Annotated in this window: 18 protein-coding genes and 1 tRNA gene; 12 read left to right on the top strand and 7 right to left on the bottom strand. The window is 32.3% G+C overall.

The window, feature by feature from the left end; translation table 11 throughout:
• Window positions 1-265: 265 nt before the first annotated feature.
• From B0A81_RS17695 to B0A81_RS17655, 9 genes are all read left to right on the top strand, one after another.
• Window positions 266-1,243 carry a peptidoglycan DD-metalloendopeptidase family protein gene (locus tag B0A81_RS17695; RefSeq protein WP_089059231.1) on the top strand — a complete coding sequence of 326 codons (978 nt, stop codon included), beginning with the start codon at window positions 266-268 and terminating at the stop codon, window positions 1,241-1,243.
• Window positions 1,244-1,289: 46 nt separating this feature from the next.
• Entirely contained in the window at window positions 1,290-1,622 is a 333-nt protein-coding gene (locus tag B0A81_RS17690; RefSeq protein WP_089053894.1) for a MerR family transcriptional regulator, read from the top strand.
• A gap of 34 nt (window positions 1,623-1,656) precedes the next feature.
• Entirely contained in the window at window positions 1,657-2,241 is a 585-nt protein-coding gene (locus tag B0A81_RS17685) for a LemA family protein (protein WP_089059230.1), read from the top strand.
• A gap of 91 nt (window positions 2,242-2,332) precedes the next feature.
• Window positions 2,333-2,770 (top strand): TPM domain-containing protein, encoded by a 438-nt coding sequence (locus tag B0A81_RS17680; protein ID WP_089053896.1) that lies wholly within the window; start codon window positions 2,333-2,335, stop codon window positions 2,768-2,770.
• A 3-nt stretch (window positions 2,771-2,773) separates the two neighbouring features.
• Window positions 2,774-3,604 carry a TPM domain-containing protein gene (locus B0A81_RS17675; RefSeq protein WP_089059229.1) on the top strand — a complete coding sequence of 277 codons (831 nt, stop codon included), beginning with the start codon at window positions 2,774-2,776 and terminating at the stop codon, window positions 3,602-3,604.
• Window positions 3,605-3,713: 109 nt separating this feature from the next.
• A complete protein-coding gene (locus B0A81_RS17670; RefSeq protein ID WP_053470541.1) occupies window positions 3,714-4,127 on the top strand; it encodes an RrF2 family transcriptional regulator in 414 nt (137 codons plus the stop codon).
• Window positions 4,128-4,378: 251 nt separating this feature from the next.
• Complete coding sequence (locus B0A81_RS17665) at window positions 4,379-6,925, top strand: TonB-dependent receptor (protein WP_089059228.1); 2,547 nt, start codon at window positions 4,379-4,381, stop codon at window positions 6,923-6,925.
• Window positions 6,926-7,147: 222 nt separating this feature from the next.
• Entirely contained in the window at window positions 7,148-7,690 is a 543-nt protein-coding gene (locus tag B0A81_RS17660) for a hypothetical protein (RefSeq protein WP_089059227.1), read from the top strand.
• A gap of 108 nt (window positions 7,691-7,798) precedes the next feature.
• Complete coding sequence (locus B0A81_RS17655) at window positions 7,799-8,536, top strand: DUF2490 domain-containing protein (RefSeq protein WP_089059226.1); 738 nt, start codon at window positions 7,799-7,801, stop codon at window positions 8,534-8,536.
• 121 nt (window positions 8,537-8,657) lie between these two features.
• Here B0A81_RS17655 and B0A81_RS17650 read toward each other — a convergent pair whose 3' ends face one another.
• From B0A81_RS17650 to era, 3 genes are all read right to left on the bottom strand, one after another.
• On the bottom strand, window positions 8,658-11,414 hold the full coding sequence (locus B0A81_RS17650) for an outer membrane beta-barrel protein (RefSeq protein ID WP_089059225.1): 2,757 nt from the start codon (window positions 11,412-11,414) through the stop codon (window positions 8,658-8,660).
• 143 nt (window positions 11,415-11,557) lie between these two features.
• Complete coding sequence (gene der / locus B0A81_RS17645) at window positions 11,558-12,865, bottom strand: ribosome biogenesis GTPase Der (protein ID WP_089059224.1); 1,308 nt, start codon at window positions 12,863-12,865, stop codon at window positions 11,558-11,560.
• A gap of 235 nt (window positions 12,866-13,100) precedes the next feature.
• Complete coding sequence (era, locus tag B0A81_RS17640) at window positions 13,101-13,982, bottom strand: GTPase Era (protein WP_089059298.1); 882 nt, start codon at window positions 13,980-13,982, stop codon at window positions 13,101-13,103.
• 117 nt (window positions 13,983-14,099) lie between these two features.
• On the opposite strand from era, the gene B0A81_RS17635 reads away from it, so the two are divergent.
• Window positions 14,100-14,172 (top strand) — tRNA-Met (locus B0A81_RS17635).
• Between the two features lie 290 nt (window positions 14,173-14,462).
• On the opposite strand, the gene B0A81_RS17630 is transcribed toward B0A81_RS17635, so the two are convergent.
• The gene (locus B0A81_RS17630) at window positions 14,463-15,515 is read right to left on the bottom strand and encodes a hypothetical protein (RefSeq protein WP_089059223.1); all 1,053 of its coding nucleotides are present in this window, start codon (window positions 15,513-15,515) and stop codon (window positions 14,463-14,465) included.
• A 200-nt stretch (window positions 15,516-15,715) separates the two neighbouring features.
• Window positions 15,716-16,543 carry a hypothetical protein gene (locus tag B0A81_RS17625; protein ID WP_089059222.1) on the bottom strand — a complete coding sequence of 276 codons (828 nt, stop codon included), beginning with the start codon at window positions 16,541-16,543 and terminating at the stop codon, window positions 15,716-15,718.
• A gap of 439 nt (window positions 16,544-16,982) precedes the next feature.
• Between B0A81_RS17625 and B0A81_RS17620 the strand changes: the two genes are divergently transcribed.
• Both B0A81_RS17620 and B0A81_RS17615 read left to right on the top strand, forming a co-directional pair.
• Window positions 16,983-17,237 (top strand): GIY-YIG nuclease family protein, encoded by a 255-nt coding sequence (locus B0A81_RS17620; protein ID WP_089059221.1) that lies wholly within the window; start codon window positions 16,983-16,985, stop codon window positions 17,235-17,237.
• A gap of 114 nt (window positions 17,238-17,351) precedes the next feature.
• A complete protein-coding gene (locus B0A81_RS17615; RefSeq protein ID WP_089059220.1) occupies window positions 17,352-17,606 on the top strand; it encodes a GIY-YIG nuclease family protein in 255 nt (84 codons plus the stop codon).
• Here the strand turns inward: B0A81_RS17615 and B0A81_RS17610 are convergent.
• Both B0A81_RS17610 and B0A81_RS17605 read right to left on the bottom strand, forming a co-directional pair.
• Complete coding sequence (locus tag B0A81_RS17610) at window positions 17,501-19,177, bottom strand: recombinase family protein (RefSeq protein WP_089059219.1); 1,677 nt, start codon at window positions 19,175-19,177, stop codon at window positions 17,501-17,503. The genes B0A81_RS17615 and B0A81_RS17610 overlap by 106 nt on opposite strands.
• The gene (locus tag B0A81_RS17605; protein WP_073075599.1) at window positions 19,174-19,356 is read right to left on the bottom strand and encodes a hypothetical protein; all 183 of its coding nucleotides are present in this window, start codon (window positions 19,354-19,356) and stop codon (window positions 19,174-19,176) included. Before B0A81_RS17605 ends, B0A81_RS17610 begins: the two co-directional genes overlap by 4 nt.
• Window positions 19,357-19,474: the final 118 nt, after the last annotated feature.

Here is a 19,474-nt window from a genome sequence, read left to right as displayed (position 1 = left end):
TAGAAAATGTGTCAATTTGAAAATGTGATAATTTATGACAACGAGATAATTTAATCAATCTGAAAATGTGATTCTTAGAAAAACGCAATTAAAAACTTAAAATTTAAAACACTAAATTTCGTTTTTAAAGCATTATCTAATTCTCAAATTGACACATTACCTAATTGTTTTAATTCTTGAAAAAAAGCCCCGAACAACTGAAACATTTAGTAATTTTGTTCGACTAACTACTTTTACAAGCTACAAAAATAGCGTATTTTAAAATATGGCGAAAGTAAAATATTATTACGACTCAGAAAATCTGGCTTATACAAAAATAAAAACCAGAAAAAGGATTAAATTCGGCTATATCTTGCTGTTTTTATTGGCTTCAGCATTATTTGGTTTTTTAGTTTTTGTACTTCTGCTTAATACTCCCTATTTTGAAACTCCAAAAGATCGTTTACAAGCACGTGAAATCGAAAATTTAAAACTGCAATATTCTATTTTGAATAAAAAACTAGATGAAATTGATGCTGTTGCTGAAGCACTTGAAGATCGAGATAATAATATTTATAGAGTTTATTTTAATAAAGGAGAAATTCCAGATTCCATTCGAAAAGCAGGTTTTAGAGACCCTGAAAGATATAAAATATTAGAAGGATACAATAATTCGCAACTGGTTCTAAACACCACAAAGCGAATCGATAAACTTTCAAAAGAATTGGCTATTCAATCTAAATCATTAGATGAAATATTAAAATTGGCAAGTACAAAAGGAAATCTATTATTAGCCATTCCGGCAATTCAGCCAGTTCAAAATGAAAATCTAAAAAGGGTTGCATCTGGTTTTGGATATAGAATCGATCCTTTCACGAAAGTGCGAAAAATGCATAACGGAATGGATTTTACTGCCAGCACGGGCTCACCCGTTTTTGCCACTGGCGACGGCGTAGTAGAAAGAGCTGATGCCGCCGCATCTGGATTTGGAAATCACGTTGTAATTAGGCACGGTTTTGGTTACGAAAGTTTATACGCTCATTTAAGTAAATACAATTGCAGACCAGGACAAAAAGTAAAAAGAGGTGACATAATTGGTTATGTAGGAAGCACAGGAAGATCTGAAGGACCGCATTGTCATTATGAAGTTCATAAAGACGGAAAAGTCGTAAATCCGCTGAATTTTTATTACGGAAACATTTCGGCAGTCGAATATGTCGCGATTTCGCAAATGGCAAACCAAGAAAATCAGTCATTAGATTAATAGTATAAAAAGTACTATTTTTGAAATAAATTAGAAAGAAAAAAACATGCATATCGAGCTTTCAAAAGATAAAAGATATTTCAGTATTGGCGAAGTTGCCAAAGCTTTTAATGTCAATGCATCATTGATTCGGTTTTGGGACAGCGAATTTGATATTTTAAAACCAAAAAAGAATGCCAAAGGAAACAGAATGTTTACGCCGGATGATATTACCAATTTGCAATTGATTTATCACCTTGTTAAGGAAAGAGGTTTTACGTTGGAAGGTGCAAAAACACACCTAAAAGAGGGCCAAAAGAAAACATTAGATAAATTCGAAATAATACGTAAATTAGAGACGATAAAAACACAATTAAACGAAATAAAAAACGAATTGTAATTAAAAATAGAAATAAACTTAAATCAAAACTAATATGAAAAAATGGTTAATCCCCGTAGGAATTATTGTTGTACTAATTGCTATAGTTGCATTTTGGTCAATTGGAATTAAAAATACTGCTTTACAACACAGCCAAGCGGTTAATAAAGAGTGGGGAAATGTTAGTACTACTTACCAAAGAAGAAATGATCTTATTGGAAACTTAGTAAACACGGTAAAAGGTGCTGCTGATTTTGAAAAATCAACTTTGACCGCAGTAATCGAAGCTCGTGCAAAAGCAACATCTGTAACAATTGATCCTAGTAATGTTACTCCAGAGCAATTAGCACAATTTAATCAAGCTCAAAGCGGTGTATCTTCATCTTTATCAAGATTATTAGTTTCTGTGGAGCAATATCCAACTTTAAAAGCTAATGAGAACTTCTTGAAATTACAAGATGAATTAGCAAGTACTGAAAACCAAATTTTAACGGCTAGAACTCGTTTTAACGAAGCGGTACAAGTATACAACGGTTATGTTTTATCTATCCCGAACAAATGGTTCTTGAGCGAATACAAAGAAAAACCATACTTTGAAGCTGTTGCCGGTGCTGAAAAACCAGTTGAAGTAAAATTCTAAGAATTAGATTTAATATTTTTGATTAACGATTGTTGATTTTAGAATTACTCTGAAATCGGCAATCGTTAATCTTCACTCAAAAATAATTTCAATGTCAAAAGTAGAAGATTTTTTAAGCAAAGAAGAAGAGCAAGAAATTGTTGAAGCTATTCGTATGGCCGAAAAAAACACTTCTGGCGAAATTAGAGTTCATATAGAAAGAACATCTTCTAAAGCTCATTATGATAGAGCTTTAGAAGTTTTTCATGAATTAAAAATGCATGAAACCAGATTAAAAAATGGTGTATTGCTTTATTTTGCTGTTGATGATAAGAATTTTGTCATTTGCGGTGACAAAGGAATTAATGATTTAGTTGCAGACGATTTTTGGCATTGTACCAAAGACATTATGACCAACCATTTTAAATCCGGAAACTTTAAACAAGGTATTGTTGACGGCATTTTGAATGCAGGCGAGCAATTGAAAAAATATTTTCCTTCATTAGCAGACGATACAAACGAATTATCTAACGAAATCTCAAAAGGATAAATAATGAAAAATTCCAAAAATAAAATCTCAAATTGCAATAGAATTTTTCAGTTTACCCTTCTGTTCATTACGTTTTTTACAAGCAATATCATTCTTGCACAATTTGAAATTCCAAAAAAACCAGATTTTCAAACCTCGGTTTATGATTATGCTAATGTTTTAAGTGCTTCTGAAAAAACGCAGTTAGAAGAAAAACTAATTCGATATTCAGATTCTACGTCAACACAAATTGTAGTCATTACAATTGAAAGTTTAAAAGGCGAAGACGTTAGTCAATTAGCTACAAAATGGGCTCAAACTTGGGGATTAGGTCAAGCAAAAGAAGACAATGGCGTTATTATCTTATTGGCTAAAGCCGAGAAGAAAATCGCTATAAATCCTGGATATGGCTTAGAAGATAGATTGACAGCTGGTATTGGCGGAACCATTATTCGTAATATTATTATTCCTGAATTTAAAGCAGGAAGTTATTACCGCGGACTTGATAAAGGTGCTGATGCTCTTTTTGATGTTTTTAAAGGCAAATACAAAGGTGAACGCAAGCAGACTAAAGGAAAAGATTTTCCAATACTCCCGTTTATTATAATTGTTGTAATTGTTTTAATTTTACTCTCTCGAAATAAAAGAGGCGGAGGAGGAAATTCTGGCAACAATGGCGGCGGCGGTCCTAGTTTACTTGATGTTATTATTCTAAGTAATCTTGGAAGAAGCGGCGGCGGATTTGGAGGATTTGGCGGCGGATCATCTGGAGGCGGTTTCGGCGGAGGCGGAGGCTTCGGCGGTGGATTTGGCGGAGGCGGATTCTCTGGCGGTGGTTCAAGCGGAGGCTGGTAATTTTTTTGTTTCAGGTTTCAGGTTTTTCTTGTTTCAGGTTTTAAACTCAGTAACAACGATCAGTCTAAAAATTTATAATTCATAACTCACAATTTATAACTCAATATAGATGTTATCACATAAAGCAAAATACGCCCTTAAGGCCTTACTTTATTTAGCAGAACAAGACGAAAATCACATTTCTAGAACAATAGAAATTGCTGATGGCGCTAACATTCCTAAAAAGTTTTTAGAACAGATTTTATTAGATCTAAAACGAGGACGTTTTGTGAGCAGCAAGCAGGGAAAATTTGGTGGATATTATCTGATAAAATCAAAAAATGATATCACTTTGGCAGAAATTCACCGATTATTTGACGGTGCAATTGCACTTTTGCCATGCGCTTCTTTAAATTTTTATGAGCCTTGCTCTGATTGTAAAACCGAGTCTGAATGTAGTCTGCGTCATGGTTTAATGCTTATCAGAGACAAAACTTTAAAGGCAATGGAAGGCATCACAATCGCTTCATTAGTAAATAAATAAAAAAATATTTTCTAATTCCTAGTAAATCCATAGAATTAATTATATATATTTGCCAAAAATAATTAACAAACCATTTACAAAATTTTAACTCATGAAAGTACATTTTAGTTCATCAGGTGTAACAAAACTTTGGCAAAACAATTCTACAAGACTTTTCGCAGATGTGAAAAGCAATTCCTCTATAATGTGTATGTGCTGATTTAAAAAAATTTTATTTTAAACTCTACTAATCACATATACTTAATATAAAAATGAAAACATTTACACAAAATATCTTTACAATAGTATTCTTTTTAATCTTCTCTGTCTCATTTGCGCAAAACATTGAAGGTGTTGTTACAACAAGTGAAAATATACCTTTAGAAGCCGTTAACGTAGTAGTTAAAGGAACTACAAACAGTGCTGTTACTGACAACAGCGGAAAATTTACAATCGATTCAAAAGGAAGATTACCTTTGACACTTTTAATTCAGTACGTTGGATATACAACTGCTGAAATCGAAGTAACTGCAATACCAGTAAACCCAATTCAAGTTCTGCTAAAAGAAGAAAATGAACTTATTGAAGTTGTAGTATCTTCGAGACGTCGTATAGAAAAAGTTCAAGATGTGCCAATTGCTATTTCGGTTATTACAGGAAAACAAGCAGAGCAAACTGGAGCTTTTAATGTTAATAGAATTAAAGAATTAGTTCCTTCAGTACAACTTTATTCTTCAAATCCAAGAAATACAGGTATCAACATTAGAAGTTTAGGTTCTCCTTTCGGATTAACAAATGACGGTATTGATCCAGGTGTTGGTTTTTACGTTGACGGCGTTTACTACGCGCGTCCGGCAGCTACAACTCTAGATTTTATTGATATAGAACAAATTGAGGTATTACGCGGACCGCAAGGATCATTGTTTGGAAAAAACACGACTTCGGGAGCCTTTAATATAACAACTCGTAAACCAAGTTTTACTACTGGTGCCGATTTTGAAGTAAGCTACGGAAATTTTGCTTTCTTGCAGGCTAAAGCTTCGGTGACCGGCGCTTTAGGAAAAAAGGTTGCTGGTAGATTATCTTTCTCAGGAACACAACGTGATGGTCTAGTTGATAATATTGTGACTGGAAGACCTACAAATACATTAAACAATCAAGGAATTAGAGGTCAATTACTTTTTACTCCTTCTGTAAATACAAACATTATTCTTGCTGCTGATATTACAACACAGCGTCCAGACGGATATGCTCAGGTTATTGCTGGTGTTGCGCCAACACAAAGAGCTGCTTACCGTCAATTTAATGCTATCATCAAAGATTTAAATTATCAGCTTCCAAGTCAAAATGCATTTGATCGTAAAATTGATCAAGACACACCATGGCGTTCTGGACAAGATATGGGAGGTGTTTCGTTGAATATTGACACAAAAATTGGAGGAGGAACTCTTACTTCTACAACTGCTTGGCGTTTTTGGAATTGGGATCCGTCAAACGATAGAGATTTTACAGGATTACAAGTATTGGCTAAATCACAAAATCCAACAAGACAAACGCAGTTAACGCAAGAAGTACGTTATGCAGGACAACTTACATCAAAATTAAGCGGTGTTGCTGGAGTATTCTTTATTGACCAAACATCACAAACAAATGGTACTGAAGAATCTGGAAATGCACAATGGAGATTTGCGCAAAGTTCAACAAGCCCGTTATGGAAAACTCCTGGTCTTTTTGAAGGTTATGGTATCAAAACCGATGCTCGTATTAGAGCATCAAGTGCTGCAGTATTTGGACAATTGGACTGGGCATTAACAGAGCGTTTACACGTTTTACCTGGTTTAAGATATAATTTTGACAAAAAAGATGCTCATTATGCTAGAACAACATACGGCGGATTACAAACAACTGATCCTGCATTGCTGGCTTTGAAAAAACAAGTTTACTCGGATCAAGCTTTTGATTCTAGTACTGACAACACTGATTTTTCAGGAAACATTACTGTTACTTATAAATTCAGCGATAAAATCAATGCTTACGGAACTTATGCTAAAAGTTACAAACCAGTTGGTGTAAATGTTGCAGGTCTTCCAACAGATTCGAAAGGACAGCCATTGTTAGATCTTGCAGTTATTAAACCTGAAAAGGTGAATCATTATGAAATTGGAATCAAGACTTCTCCATTTAGAAATTCTATCTTCAATTTAGCCTTTTTTGATACTGATATTAAAGATTTTCAAACGAACGTTCAAGCTGCAGAATTGGGTGTAAATAGAGGTTATCTTGCTAATGCTGACAAAGTACGTGTGAAAGGTGCTGAGCTTGATGCTAGTTTTGTTGTAAGCACGCACTTAACAATAAACGCTGCGGCTACTTATACTGATGGAAAGTATGTTAAATTTACAAATGCACCGCTTCCATTAGAAGAAACTGGAGCTCCAGTATCGTTTAAAGATGTTTCTGGAACTACTTTACCAGGTGCTTCAAGATGGGCAGGATCTCTAGGAGGTGAACTTTCTGATAATGCAAGATTCTTTGGAAACGCTGGAAAAGTTTTTGTTGCTGTTGATTCATACGCTCGTTCTGAATTTTCGTCAAGCCCTTCGGCTTCAAAATATTTAGTTGTGCCAGGTTACGCAATTTTTAATGCTCGTTTAGGTTTCCGTGCTTCACAAGGATTATCAATTCACTTTTGGGGACGTAATCTTTTAAACAAAGATTATTATGAGCAATTATTACCTGCAGGAGGAAATGCGGGACAATATGCAGGTGTACTTGGTGATCAAAGAACTTATGGAATTACATTGAAATATAACTTATAGATTTAAATTAAAGTTAGAAACTTAAATTAACGAGATGCGTTTTACACGTATCTCGTTTTTTTTTATCAAAAGAATTCAAAAGACATAAACTGTTATTTTAAAAACTTTTAGCAGCATTTCGTTTCATTTTTTAAAATGATCTTTATTGATGATTTTACGCAAACGAATCTTTTTATAATCTCGGAAACAGTAAAATCCAAGGAGAATTAATTAAATATAAAGATGCAGCACTATTACAATTTTAAAGTTTCAAAAAACCAGATTTCATTTGAACCGTATTGGCATCATAAATCTTATTTACTTCTAAACTTCATTTTGGGAATTATTGTTTTGGTTATTGGAATTACGATTACATACTTAATCGACTTAAAAGGAGGCTTAATTTGTTCTATTCTAATTAGTACAGCTATATTCCTTAACAGCATTTATAGAGGAACAATCCAAAATAAAACAATATTACTTTTTGATAAAACGGAGAATGCTTTTTATAAAATTACTCCGCTTGCAAAAAAGAAAATTAGTGCGTTAAACAGTATTTTAGGCATTACAACAAAATCAGGATCATTCCATTTTAATTATATTCTGATACTTAAAAACAAAACTTCAATTAAAAAGATTCATTTAACCGATGATATAAAAATTGAAAATCAAAATAATCCTGAAGTTCGTTTTTTAGAAATGGAAATAATCCCTCAATTGGAGTCCTTTTTAAATTTGAAAAAAGAAGCATTAATCATTTTTGATTCCGAATTAATAAATATTTAATCGGCAAAACAATCACAAAATCAAACAGAAAGCATAATAAAAAATAACTTTCATTTCAATTCATTTATTCACATTTGTATATATTCGCAGCCTGAATTTATCAATTGAATGAAGTTTTTCAAATTATTTTTTTTTCTAGGCTTAATTAGTCCCTTTTTATCTGCACAAAATCAAAAGAAAACAGATCAGCAGACATTAGCATGGATTAGATATTACAACATCTTGCCTTTGAGTGAGAAATGGGCACTTCACTCCGAATTTGATAATCGCAGCTTTTTAAATCCTATTCACCAAAACTTATTTGTAATACGCGTTCAAGGACGATATCGTGCTGCTAAAAAAATAGATTTAGGTGGAGGTTTTGCTTACTTTAATGTAAATACTCAAGACCCAAATGTCGATCCTAATTTTTCAATTCCTGAGTATCGAGCTCAGCAGGATATTACTTTTATAAATGATATTGCCAAAATTACTTTTCACAATCGTTTTCAGCTTGAAGAGCGTTTCTTTCAGAAAGCTAGTAAAACAGAATTACTAGACAATTTTTCTTTTGCTTATCGATTTCGCTACAGACTACAGTCGACATTTACATTATGGGAAAGAGAGAAACGAAGTTTAAAAGGCACAATCTCTGATGAAATCATGTTTAATTTTGGAAAAGACAATAAGCGAAATACATTTGATCAAAACAGACTGTATGCGGCGCTTCGCTATCACATTAATCCAAACATTGGTCTAGAATTAGGTTACTTAAAAAGTTTTCAAAGACGTGCCAGCGGAATTGATTTTTATGATCGGGATATTATCCGATTTACACTTTATCACCGAATCGACCGCAAATTGTAAGTTGTGAGTTGTAAATTTAATTAAAGTCTCTCCTGTTTACTTTATTTCAAATCAGTCTTTAAAACACAAAAAGAGACGCACTGCAGTGCGCCTCTTCGTTAAAATCTATTAACCTAAAAAACTATTCCTCTCTCATTCTTTTCTTTCCTCCCTTTTTTTCGGCACCAGCAAAGTTTCCTATTTTATAACTTACGGAAAACATTACATAACGTTTTAAAACTGTGTTTTCTTCATCGCGAATAGATGTTGCCGAAATTGTTCTCGTTGCACTTTGATTCTGATTTAAAATATCATAAACTTTTACTTTTGCGTAGATCTTTTTATCAAAAAAGCCATAAGATAAACTGGTATTCCAGAGGTAAAAATCTTTCTTGAAATTACTTGAGATATTAGAATTATAGGTGTATCCAAAATCATTTCCAAAAATTAAATTAGCAGGCCAATAACTTGTTGTCTGCAAATTAATTCTGTGCACTACATTTGAACTTGCATCTCTTACGATATTTTCATACTTAGTTTCGTTGTATGATAAACTATACGATGGAGAAATAGAAAGCAATTCTCCATATTCATAAGTCATATATAATCTTGGAGTCACGGCTGTAGATTTTGCATTGTACAAAACAGCATTCGTAAATCCTTTATCAAAAGAGTAACTTCCGTTTAAACCCAATCCATAACGCAGGATGTGAGCATCTCTTTTAATCGATTGATTCCAATTTCCTCCAATAGAAGTCGTATAAGTTCCTGAAATATTTACGTAAGTAGTTGTTCTTTTTCCACTGTCATCATAAACTGAAGTAGAAACTACATCATTATTAAAATAATCTCCTTTTACATACAAACTATATCCTGAACGAGTTCTAAAATCATAGTTCTTAAAAGTAAAATTGGCACTGTTTTTTTCAATTGGCTTTAAATTCGGATTTCCGACGATGGTATTCAATGGATTATTCAGATTTACTACCGGCATTAATTCTACCGCTGACGGCAATGCATTTGAATAATCATATTTGAATGAAAGAAATTTTGAACGGCTGAATTTGTATCGCAATTGAGCATCGGCAAAAGGCAATGCGTATCTTTTATCCAAATCTGTTGCTTGATTTAAGTAAAGGGAGTGATTATCAAAATCAATTATCGCTGTTCTCGTATTTACGTTTAAAGTGTATTTATTTTTCTGCCAAGTAATTCCAACTTTTGGACTGATAGAATTTTGTCTCGAAGTAGTATAATTTGTCAACGATTCATTTAAATCAGAATAAGATTGTGTTGCTGCATCAAAATCAAAAGTTTTCGCATCTTTCATCTCACTTTTCCAATCGAAATCAGTACCAAATCTAATTCGCAATGAATCTGTTACTGGCTCCGTATATTCGATTTCAAATGAATAAGCATCATTTTTATTACTGTTCTGTCCTTTCTGATTTCGATCGTCGTTAGGTTTACTGTCTTGATAAAAAATAGTCTGCGAAACATTAAAAGAATCCGAGTTGGTACTTGTATTGTTATTATCAAAAACAAAACTTAGATTACGCCAGTTTTTCGCAAATGCTTTATTAAAATTAATCGTATTTGCAAAACTGTTGTTTGTACTTTCTGAATGAGAATTTGCTTTACTTTCGTTTAATGCATTTCCATTTTCATCTTCAGAAGAACTCGAAGATGACGAATTTCCGTTAGAACGTGACTGATTAACTTTTGGTACAATGACAAGTCTTGTCGATGGATTTATTTTGTATTCTAATTCAAAATTAGCACTATTACCCGTATTTTCATTTTTAGTTTTTGAATCAGAAGAAGTGAGAATATTTCCCGTTGGCAAAAAACTTACTTGATCTGCTTTACTGTCGTTTTTGTTAATTGAGTTTGAAAAATTGTAACTTCCCATAGCAGCCAATTTTTCTGTCCAATCATCAGAATAATTCACTCCTACTAAATTAGACTGTGTAATTCCTTTACCACTGTTGGAACTTCCGCCTCCGCCTCTATTATTTCGGCCTCCGCCCATATTATCAAAAACCTCATCCATAGCAAAACCAGTAGAGTTGATGTTGTTTGACGAAGCGAGAACACTAATTTTTTGTTTATTATTAAAGAAATTTAAAAGAAGACTGCTTTCATAGCGATCATCAGAACCATAACCTCCCAATATTTTTCCGAAATAACCTTTATTTTTCTTTTCATCGATCGTGATATTAAGACTCGAAAAATCCGAAGTAGATTCTTGTTTTGAAAGCTCTTCTTTTTTGGTTTTAAAATCCGAAACTTGAATTTTCTTTATAATATCAGCTGGAAGATTTTTTATAGCTATGGCACCGTCTTTATCAAAAAAAGTCTTTCCATTTACTAAAACTTGATTAACCTCTCTCCCATTTACTGTGATTTTACCATTATTATCAACATCAAAACCGGGCAGTTGTTTCAGTAAAGTTTCAACATTTGAATCGGGACGTACTTTATAAGAAGCTGCATTAAACTCTAATGTATCTTTTTTTATAGTGATTGGAGCGGCTTCCGTTTTTATAATTACATCTTTCAATGCATTTACATTTTCTAAAAGATACAGTTTACCAAAATCTTTACTTTCCAACAGTCCTTTTTCTTCTTCAAAATAGGGTTGATATCCCATATAGTTCACTTTCAAGAAAACAGGTTTGTCATACTTTCTTGTTTTAATACTAAAAAAACCATTTTTATCTGTGGTGGCATATTCTAAAACGGTTGAGTCTTTAACAGTTGTAAAGTAAACCGTTGCCAGCTCTAATGGCAGTTGAGTATTAATATCAACAACGGTACCTTTTACAATGATATCGTTCTGGGCATTAGCCGAAAAACAAAGAAAACAAATGAGTATAAGCGAAAAATATTTGGTCATAAAATTGGGTTGGTTAATTAGTTTGATCAATTAGACTACAAAATAGGAGAAAGGTTTAATTGTGGTTTTTACATTTATCCAAATAGCATGCCATTAAAAAACTAGGCACAAAAAAAAGTCCCCTTAAATGGGGACTCCTATTTTTATTTCTCTCGAATATAAATATCAATCGGAACTCCTGCAAAATCCCAATTGTCACGAATTTTATTCTCCAAATATCTTTTATATGGTTCTTTTACGTATTGAGGCATATTGGCAAAAAATACAAACTGAGGTGTTTGCGTTGGCAATTGCATGCAATATTTAATTTTCACATATTTACCTTTTGTTGCCGGCGGCGGATATGCTTCAATAACTTTCAACATATATTCATTGAATTTTGAAGTCGAAATTCTTTGTTTTCTATTTTCAAAAACTTGAACTGTAGCTTCTAATGCTTTTAGTAAACGCTGTTTTGTTAAAGCCGAAACAAACAAAATTGGCACATCTGTAAAAGGCATTAATTCTCTTTTGATTTTTTCTTCGTAATCACGGCTTGACATGGTATCTTTTTCAACCAAATCCCATTTGTTTACTAAGATTACAACACCTTTACGGTTTTTTTCTGCAAGCCAAAAAATACTTTGATCCTGACCTTCAAAACCACGAGTTGCATCGATTACTAAGATACAAACATCGGCATGTTCAATTGCTCTTACAGAACGCATTACGGAGTAAAACTCTAAATCTTCTTTAACTTTTGCTTTACGACGAATTCCTGCAGTGTCAACTAAATTGAATTCAAAACCAAAACGGTCAAATTTAGTATCAATGGCATCACGAGTTGTACCAGCAATATCAGTTACAATATAACGATCTTGACCAATTAAGGCATTGATAAAACTAGATTTTCCTGCATTTGGACGTCCTACAACTGCAAAACGAGGTAATTCTTCAGTAACTTCAACTGGTTCTTTTTCTGGAAATGCATCAATTAAAGCATCTAATAAATCTCCAGTTCCGCTTCCTGAGATACTTGCAAACGTATAATAATCTCCTAAACCAAGATTATAAAACTCAATTGCATCTTTCTCACGCATTGCGTTATCTACTTTATTTACAGCCAATAAAACTGGTTTTGTTACTTTACGCAACAATTTAGCAACCGTTTCATCCATTGGTGTAATTCCTTCTTCTACATCAACTACAAAAATAATAACATCGGCTTCGTCGATAGCAAGCTCTACTTGTTTACGGATTTCACCTTCAAATACGTCATCAGATCCGCGAACGTATCCACCCGTATCAATTACAGAAAACTCTTTTCCGTTCCACTCGCTTTTACCATAGTTTCTATCACGGGTAACCCCAGATACTGAATCTACAATAGCTTCTCTTCTTTGTATCAGCCTATTAAAAAGGGTCGATTTCCCTACATTAGGTCTTCCTACTATCGCAACAATGTTATTCATTTTTTTGAATTTTAGATTCTTGATTTACAATTTTAGATTTGTTTTTTGACTAAATCACAATAAATTATAAATCCAGAATGCTTTATTTAAATTTTTTGCAAAGGTAGTTAAAAAAAGTTGCTGAAATGCTGCGTTTCTAAGTACCTACGATTTTATTGTCTTTTTTGTTTCAGGTTTCAGGTTTCAACTTTCAGGTTGAACGTTAAGGCCTAATCTGAAACTTGAAACAAAAACTCTATTGATTATAACCAAATCGTTTCAACATATTAGCGTTGCTTCTCCAGTTTTTATTCACTTTTACATAAAGCTCAATGTGAATTTGTTTTCCAAAGAATTTCTCTAAATCAACACGAGCATCCATTCCCACTTTCTTTAAAGCTGCACCTTTGTGTCCAATGATAATTCCTTTTTGAGTATCACGTTCCACCATAATTACAGAACGGATTCTTATAATCTTTTCATCTTCAAAGAATTCTTCTGTTACGATTTCTACTGCATAAGGAATCTCTTTACTGTAATTCAATAAGATTTTTTCGCGAATAGTTTCGTTTACAAAAAAACGTTCTGGTTTATCTGTTAACTGATCTTTTGGATAATAGGCTGGTGATTCTGGCAATAATTCGATAATTCTGCCAAAAACTTCAGGTACATTAAAGTTTTGTAAAGCCGAGATTGGAAAAATTTCTGCATTTGGCACTTTTTCTTTCCAAAAAGAAACCTGCTCTTCTAATTGTTCCTGATTCGAATTGTCGATTTTATTTAAAAGTAATAAAACCGGAATCTTAGCATAAATAATTTTATTGAAGAAAGCTTCGTCTTTTAAGTCCTGCTCACCTATTTCGACCATATAGATTAAAATATCAGCATCTTCAAAAGCCGATTTTACGAAATTCATCATCGACTCCTGCATTTCATAAGCCGGTTTTATAATTCCCGGTGTATCAGAAAGTACCAATTGAAAATCTTCGCCATTTACAATTCCTAGAATTCTATGACGTGTTGTTTGTGCTTTTGATGTAATGATAGATAGTCTTTCACCAACAAAGGCATTCATTAGTGTTGATTTTCCAACGTTTGGGTTCCCGATGATGTTTACAAAACCTGCTTTATGTGACATTTGCATAATATTTTAAGGTGCAAAGGTAGTCATATCAACTCAATACAGAAAATAAAACATTTTTTTAAGTTTTCGTTGGATTTCTAAAAAATCGGCGTATCTTTGCACCCGAAACATCGCGGGATAGAGCAGTAGGCAGCTCGTCGGGCTCATAACCCGAAGGTCACAGGTTCGAGTCCTGTTCCCGCTACTATAAAAATTAAAAAGCCTGAGAATCTAGATTCTCAGGCTTTTTTTTGTGGTTCGAAAAATCTTGTTTTATTAAAATAAAAAACAAAATATCAGTGCTTTCAAGGAAAATTGGTTCGAGTCCTGTTAAGTTTTGTAGAGTCCTATTTTTCACCAACGTTCCTTTTCAACAAGAGACTTTGGTATTAACTTAAGCCTTGTTTTCGGATTTGCCTAAACTTCCCAAATACAACACCATTTTCAAATTAAGCCAAAATACACAAATCTCTTGTAGCAAGTTAGCGGTAGTTTTTATTTGTATTTCTTGTCCATTTGTTCTAAATAGACCTTATAATATTTTGTATCTCTAAGATATTTATTGTCGTTCAATCTGTTAATATTTATTGGATGTTCTTCAAATCCAAAAGTTTTAGGTATTTCTTGTTTTTCTATTGCATTTAATATTTTTTCATTGTCAAAAAGTAGTTTGGCATATTTAATACCAATTTCTACTTTTTCTGAAACTTTTCTATTTACAAAATTCCCTATAAATTTCTCTTGAATATAGTTGAAAAACTTGATCAACAAATGGTGTCCTTTGTCATTTGCTTTTATTATTTTTTCAATGTAAGGAATATGATTTTCAAAATCATTTTCAACTAAATATTCAATAGCGAATTCAAAACTTTTTATTTCATCTGTTTCAAAAATAGACTTGTAATATTTTTCAACAATTAAAAATCTACTATAAATAACAAGAGAATTTAAAATTGAAGCATCTGCTTTTTCAATGTCTTTATTTGTTTTTAAGAAATCAATGATTTTAGATATATCTTTTTCCTCTAAGTTGTCAGAATCATTCAATAAAAAGTAATTTGTTACTTGACCAAGTTTAAGACGGTCGTCTAAAAGATTCAAAACTTTCGTTGTTTTTTGTCGCCTTAGTTTTTCGAAGTAGGCTTCAAAATTTCCTTCCATAGTTTTTAATACTTCAGTTTCTAAGTTTTCAACTTTTTCTACAATCTTTTGATTTGGTTTTAAAACAAGAAAATAATTTATTAAAGGAATTGCAACAACTATAATTGTTAGTAATATTGAAATTATTGTAAAAAACGTAGAGATCCCATTAAATATATTTGTGTTTGAATCAATATTAGTTTTATAAAGAGCATTTTCTTGATTTAAATAAGCTTGTTTTTTGTCAATTATTTTAATTATTGAATCAATTGAATTGAATTTGTTTTTTAATTCTTTGTTGTCAGAGTTTATTTCATTTGTTGTATGATTAGTAGACGGTTTATAACTTGTTTGTCCAAAAAGGTTAAAGCATATAACAAGCAAAATGGTGAGTAAATATTTATTCATTTTTTAGTTAAAAATTTTATTTGATTATTGAATTCTCCATTTTTAGGTAAAATTACCGCTAACGTTTCATTGCTTCAAGAGGTCTGGGATTAAATTAAGCCTTATTTTCGGATTTGCTAAACTCCCACCAAATACAAGATCATTTTTAAATTAAGCTAAATGCTCAAATTGCTTATTTCGCGTGTTAGGCATAGTTATTTTTACTGTCCTGGAATACCTCTGTTTTTTCCACCATTTTGACTTATTCCAAATTCATCTTTATATTTTAACCCTTCATAAATTGGATCTACATCTTCATTAATTACTTCATTTAAATCCATTAATGAAAACAAGATTTCTCCAATCGAAGTGAGTTTGAAATTATTTGGAACTATGTCATTTCTCGTATTCGTCATCATATTGTTACTATCAAGTATTCCCAAATTCATTAATTCGAAAACATCTTGTTTAAGCATTTCGGTTTCAATTGAATAAGTGGCATTGGGATACCAGCAATATGGATCTCTTAATATTTGAGTTCTATCATAATCATTGATCCTTTTGTAAAAAGAAACGATACACATTTTTCGATAAGTAAAACTCTCAGCTAAACTTAATACTTGATTGGCTGTACCGTATGTTATATTTTCGTCAAAAACTGTTTTTTCATAGATTTTTGATAGAAAATGTATTTTTTTTTCTTGGTATTGGTCTTTACACTTTAAAATAACCCCTTCGAATAATTCTTCGGCATTGCTCCTCCCATTTTGATTATCGAAAAAGTTATCTTGTCTAATTTGTTCGCCATTTTCAAGTTTATTATTTATCCCCGTCAAAATGTAAACTGTTGATGCCGAAACACGAACTTCTTGTCTATTAGATAATTGTCTATTTATGAATTCTTTAATTACATGAGTTATAGTAACACCAAGCGCACCACCAGCAATTGCTCCGACTGGTCCTCCTATTAAACCTAGTGCTCCGCCAATTGCACCTCCAGCAATATCAGTTCCTTTCTCAAGGTATCTTTGTAGTTCTTTTTTTTTCATATAATTATACCTAACTTGTATATAGGCCTGACGATGTTCGACTTATCTACCCTAAATTTGGGCGCTATGTCTGACAATTGTCAGTGTTTATTTATTTTCAAAAATAGGATTTTTATTTCATAAATCATTAAACTGGCTTTGTATTGTTGGGTATATTTAGTAAATATGTAATTATAAATAAGAATAATTTCACACCTACTAATCCTTCTTTTATAACCCAAATCAGTTGCGCTTTCTTATCATAAAAAATTTAAATATGCATACTATTTCAATATTGTAAATAGGTAGGATGTAATTTAAACATGGAAATCAATATAAAATAATATTTACTTTTTTTAAATCATCAACAAAACGGTTCGAGAATTGTCTCGTTAGGGCTACTAAGAAAAACACCACTTGAAAAAGCTGGTGTTTTTTTTTGTTTATAACGTTTTGTATTATGGAAGAATTTGTAGTTTACATTCTTTATTCAGAAAAATTTAATAAAAATTACACTGGCTTTACTTCTAATTTAATTGAAAGATTCAAATCTCATAATCTTCTTGCAACAAAAGGTTACACCATAAAATTCAGACCTTGGACAATTATTCATATTGAATTTTTCAGCTCTAAATCTGAAGCAATGAAAAGAGAAAAATACTTAAAAACAGGAATAGGGAGAGAATTCATTAAAAATATCATCTTAAACTTATAGCTCGACGGACTCATATCCGCCGCGGCGGACACAGGTTCGAGTCCTGTTCCCGCTACTAAGAAAAACACCACTTGAAAAAGCTGGTGTTTTTTTTTGTTTATAACATTTTGTATTATGGAAGAATTTGTAATTTACATTCTTTATTCAGAAAAATTTAATAAAAATTACACTGGCTTTACTTCTAATTTAATTAAAAGATTCAAATCTCATAATCTTCTTACAACAAAAGGTTACACCATAAAATTCAGACCTTGGACAATTATTCATATTGAATTTTTCAACTCTAAATCTGAAGCAATGAAAAGAGAAAAATACTTAAAAACAGGAATAGGGAGAGAATTCATTAAAAATATCATCTTAAACTTATAGCTCGACGCACTCATATCCGCCGCGGCGGACACAGGTTCGAGTCCTGTTCCCGCTACTACATGGGACAAAGAAGAAAAAGTCTTCTTTGTCCCTTTTTTATTTGTTGATATTCTACTATTAATCAAGTAGATAACTTGCAAAACTTCATTGACTCTGGTGGTTCGAAACTGATTTTCTGAAATCGTGAAATTCTCAGGATAAATCGAACCAATCAAATCTCTTGATTGAGACCAATCCCCACTATCATAGTATTCATTGAGCTTCAAGAGGTTTTCTACACCTACTTTTAATATTTCATCAATATCTTGATCTTCTATATTAATACCTGCTAATTTAATTTCCAGTCTGTTAATTACTGCCCCATAGTCAGATTTCATATCTCTATAATCTGAAGCATCGATTTGTTGTGTTGCTAATAAATCTCTTGCGTGCGAAAGTCTCTTTTCATAATCTTTGAGCTGAGCTATTATTTTAAACTTTTCTTCATATATTTCTTTGGTCTGCTCTCTATAACATTCTGATAAAACAGAAATATAAAGATTTTTTATCTCTGGTATGGGAACATACTGTTTTAAATTCTTTATAAATACCTCGTTTGCCGTATCAGAATTTATTCTGTATTTACAGCCTGCACTACAATGATAATAAGGATAATATTTGTGTCGCCCTTTGGAAATACTTGCCGTTAATATCTTTGAACATTCCGGACAGGTAAAAAATCCACGCAATGGAAACGGTTTAGTAGTAATTGCTTTTGGCAGATATGTTTTTGATCTTCCATCAAGTATGTCCTGTACTTTATAGAACAGAATCTGCGATATTAAAGGTTCATGTTGACCTGTTACATAGGTGAGATCTTCATCTTTATATTTTGGAATCACGATCTTACCACAATAAAGAGGATTACGAATAGCTCTCCAAAAATTATTTTTACTTGCTTTAAGACCTTTTTCTTTTGCCATGCAAAGAACCTGCTCAGTATTAAAAATCCCTTTTGAAAGCTCTTCAAAAGCCCACTTCAAAATAGATGCCTCAGGCTGGTCAAATGCAATATACTTAGTCCCATCTTCTTTAACCTTGTTAACATATCCCACTGGAGCATATCCCATATACCTTCCCTCTTTCCTTGCTCTACGCATACCATGAAAAGTATTAAGTGCCCTTCTATCATTCTCTACCTCAGGAGCAGCAAGATAAAAAGCGAGCATCATTTTATTCTCAGGAATAGTCAAATCAAGTGGCTGTTCAATACCTTGCGGCTCTACACCAAGTTTCCTAAGGATATTTATCATTTGATAAGCATCTCCAGCATTACGGCTGAACCTATCCCATTTTGTGAATAAAACAAGATCAATTTTGTTTTTGTGCTTTTTTAAATTTTGCAAAAGCTTATTCCATTTGGGTCTGTTAAAGGTCTTTGCCGAGTGATCTTCATAAATCACGTCTCTTACCTCAATGGAGTTAATTTCACAATATTTACGCAGTACTTCTTCCTGATTTCTTTGGGAATATCCTCTATCTGCCTGTTCGTCGGTACTCACTCTTACATATAAGTCTGCTATCATTTTCATCCTCTTCTTTTTAAATACTTAGTTACTGTAATATTTGCTAATTTACGCAAAAAATCCAAAATATTATTAGCTTGTTCAAGCGTTACATCCAGTCCCTCAGACCTTAACATTTCCAAGGCTTTCTCCGGAGTAATTCTTCTCTTCTCATTTATCTCTTCATTAACTTCTTTATTTTCCATACTGCTTTCTTTAATGTTCACCATCCTTTATCATTCGCTAGTAACTTTCATAATGCTAAGATAACAAAATGTTTTTATAATTTTATATTTTATAAAAACTTTATCTATATTTGTACCG

Origin of the sequence: Flavobacterium plurextorum (assembly GCF_002217395.1) — a bacterium.
Lineage (GTDB): Bacteria > Bacteroidota > Bacteroidia > Flavobacteriales > Flavobacteriaceae > Flavobacterium > Flavobacterium plurextorum.
The sequence above is the reverse complement of the archived record's forward strand: the minus strand, read 5'-3'. Positions and strand labels throughout refer to the sequence as shown.

Bases quoted from the DNA above. Each gene is read 5' to 3' on its own strand.
- B0A81_RS17675 (WP_089059229.1), top strand. From the start codon at position 2,774: ATGAAAAATTCCAAAAATAAAATCTCAAATTGCAATAGAATTTTTCAG.
- B0A81_RS17605 (WP_073075599.1), bottom strand. From the start codon at position 19,356: ATGGAAAATAAAGAAGTTAATGAAGAGATAAATGAGAAGAGAAGAATT.
- B0A81_RS17610 (WP_089059219.1), bottom strand. From the start codon at position 19,177: ATGAAAATGATAGCAGACTTATATGTAAGAGTGAGTACCGACGAACAG.
- der (WP_089059224.1), bottom strand. From the start codon at position 12,865: ATGAATAACATTGTTGCGATAGTAGGAAGACCTAATGTAGGGAAATCG.
- B0A81_RS17660 (WP_089059227.1), top strand. From the start codon at position 7,148: ATGCAGCACTATTACAATTTTAAAGTTTCAAAAAACCAGATTTCATTT.
- B0A81_RS17670 (WP_053470541.1), top strand. From the start codon at position 3,714: ATGTTATCACATAAAGCAAAATACGCCCTTAAGGCCTTACTTTATTTA.
- B0A81_RS17650 (WP_089059225.1), bottom strand. From the start codon at position 11,414: ATGACCAAATATTTTTCGCTTATACTCATTTGTTTTCTTTGTTTTTCG.
- B0A81_RS17680 (WP_089053896.1), top strand. From the start codon at position 2,333: ATGTCAAAAGTAGAAGATTTTTTAAGCAAAGAAGAAGAGCAAGAAATT.
- B0A81_RS17655 (WP_089059226.1), top strand. From the start codon at position 7,799: ATGAAGTTTTTCAAATTATTTTTTTTTCTAGGCTTAATTAGTCCCTTT.
- B0A81_RS17630 (WP_089059223.1), bottom strand. From the start codon at position 15,515: ATGAATAAATATTTACTCACCATTTTGCTTGTTATATGCTTTAACCTT.
- B0A81_RS17620 (WP_089059221.1), top strand. From the start codon at position 16,983: ATGGAAGAATTTGTAGTTTACATTCTTTATTCAGAAAAATTTAATAAA.
- B0A81_RS17615 (WP_089059220.1), top strand. From the start codon at position 17,352: ATGGAAGAATTTGTAATTTACATTCTTTATTCAGAAAAATTTAATAAA.
- B0A81_RS17690 (WP_089053894.1), top strand. From the start codon at position 1,290: ATGCATATCGAGCTTTCAAAAGATAAAAGATATTTCAGTATTGGCGAA.
- era (WP_089059298.1), bottom strand. From the start codon at position 13,982: ATGTCACATAAAGCAGGTTTTGTAAACATCATCGGGAACCCAAACGTT.
- B0A81_RS17625 (WP_089059222.1), bottom strand. From the start codon at position 16,543: ATGAAAAAAAAAGAACTACAAAGATACCTTGAGAAAGGAACTGATATT.
- B0A81_RS17665 (WP_089059228.1), top strand. From the start codon at position 4,379: ATGAAAACATTTACACAAAATATCTTTACAATAGTATTCTTTTTAATC.
- B0A81_RS17685 (WP_089059230.1), top strand. From the start codon at position 1,657: ATGAAAAAATGGTTAATCCCCGTAGGAATTATTGTTGTACTAATTGCT.
- B0A81_RS17695 (WP_089059231.1), top strand. From the start codon at position 266: ATGGCGAAAGTAAAATATTATTACGACTCAGAAAATCTGGCTTATACA.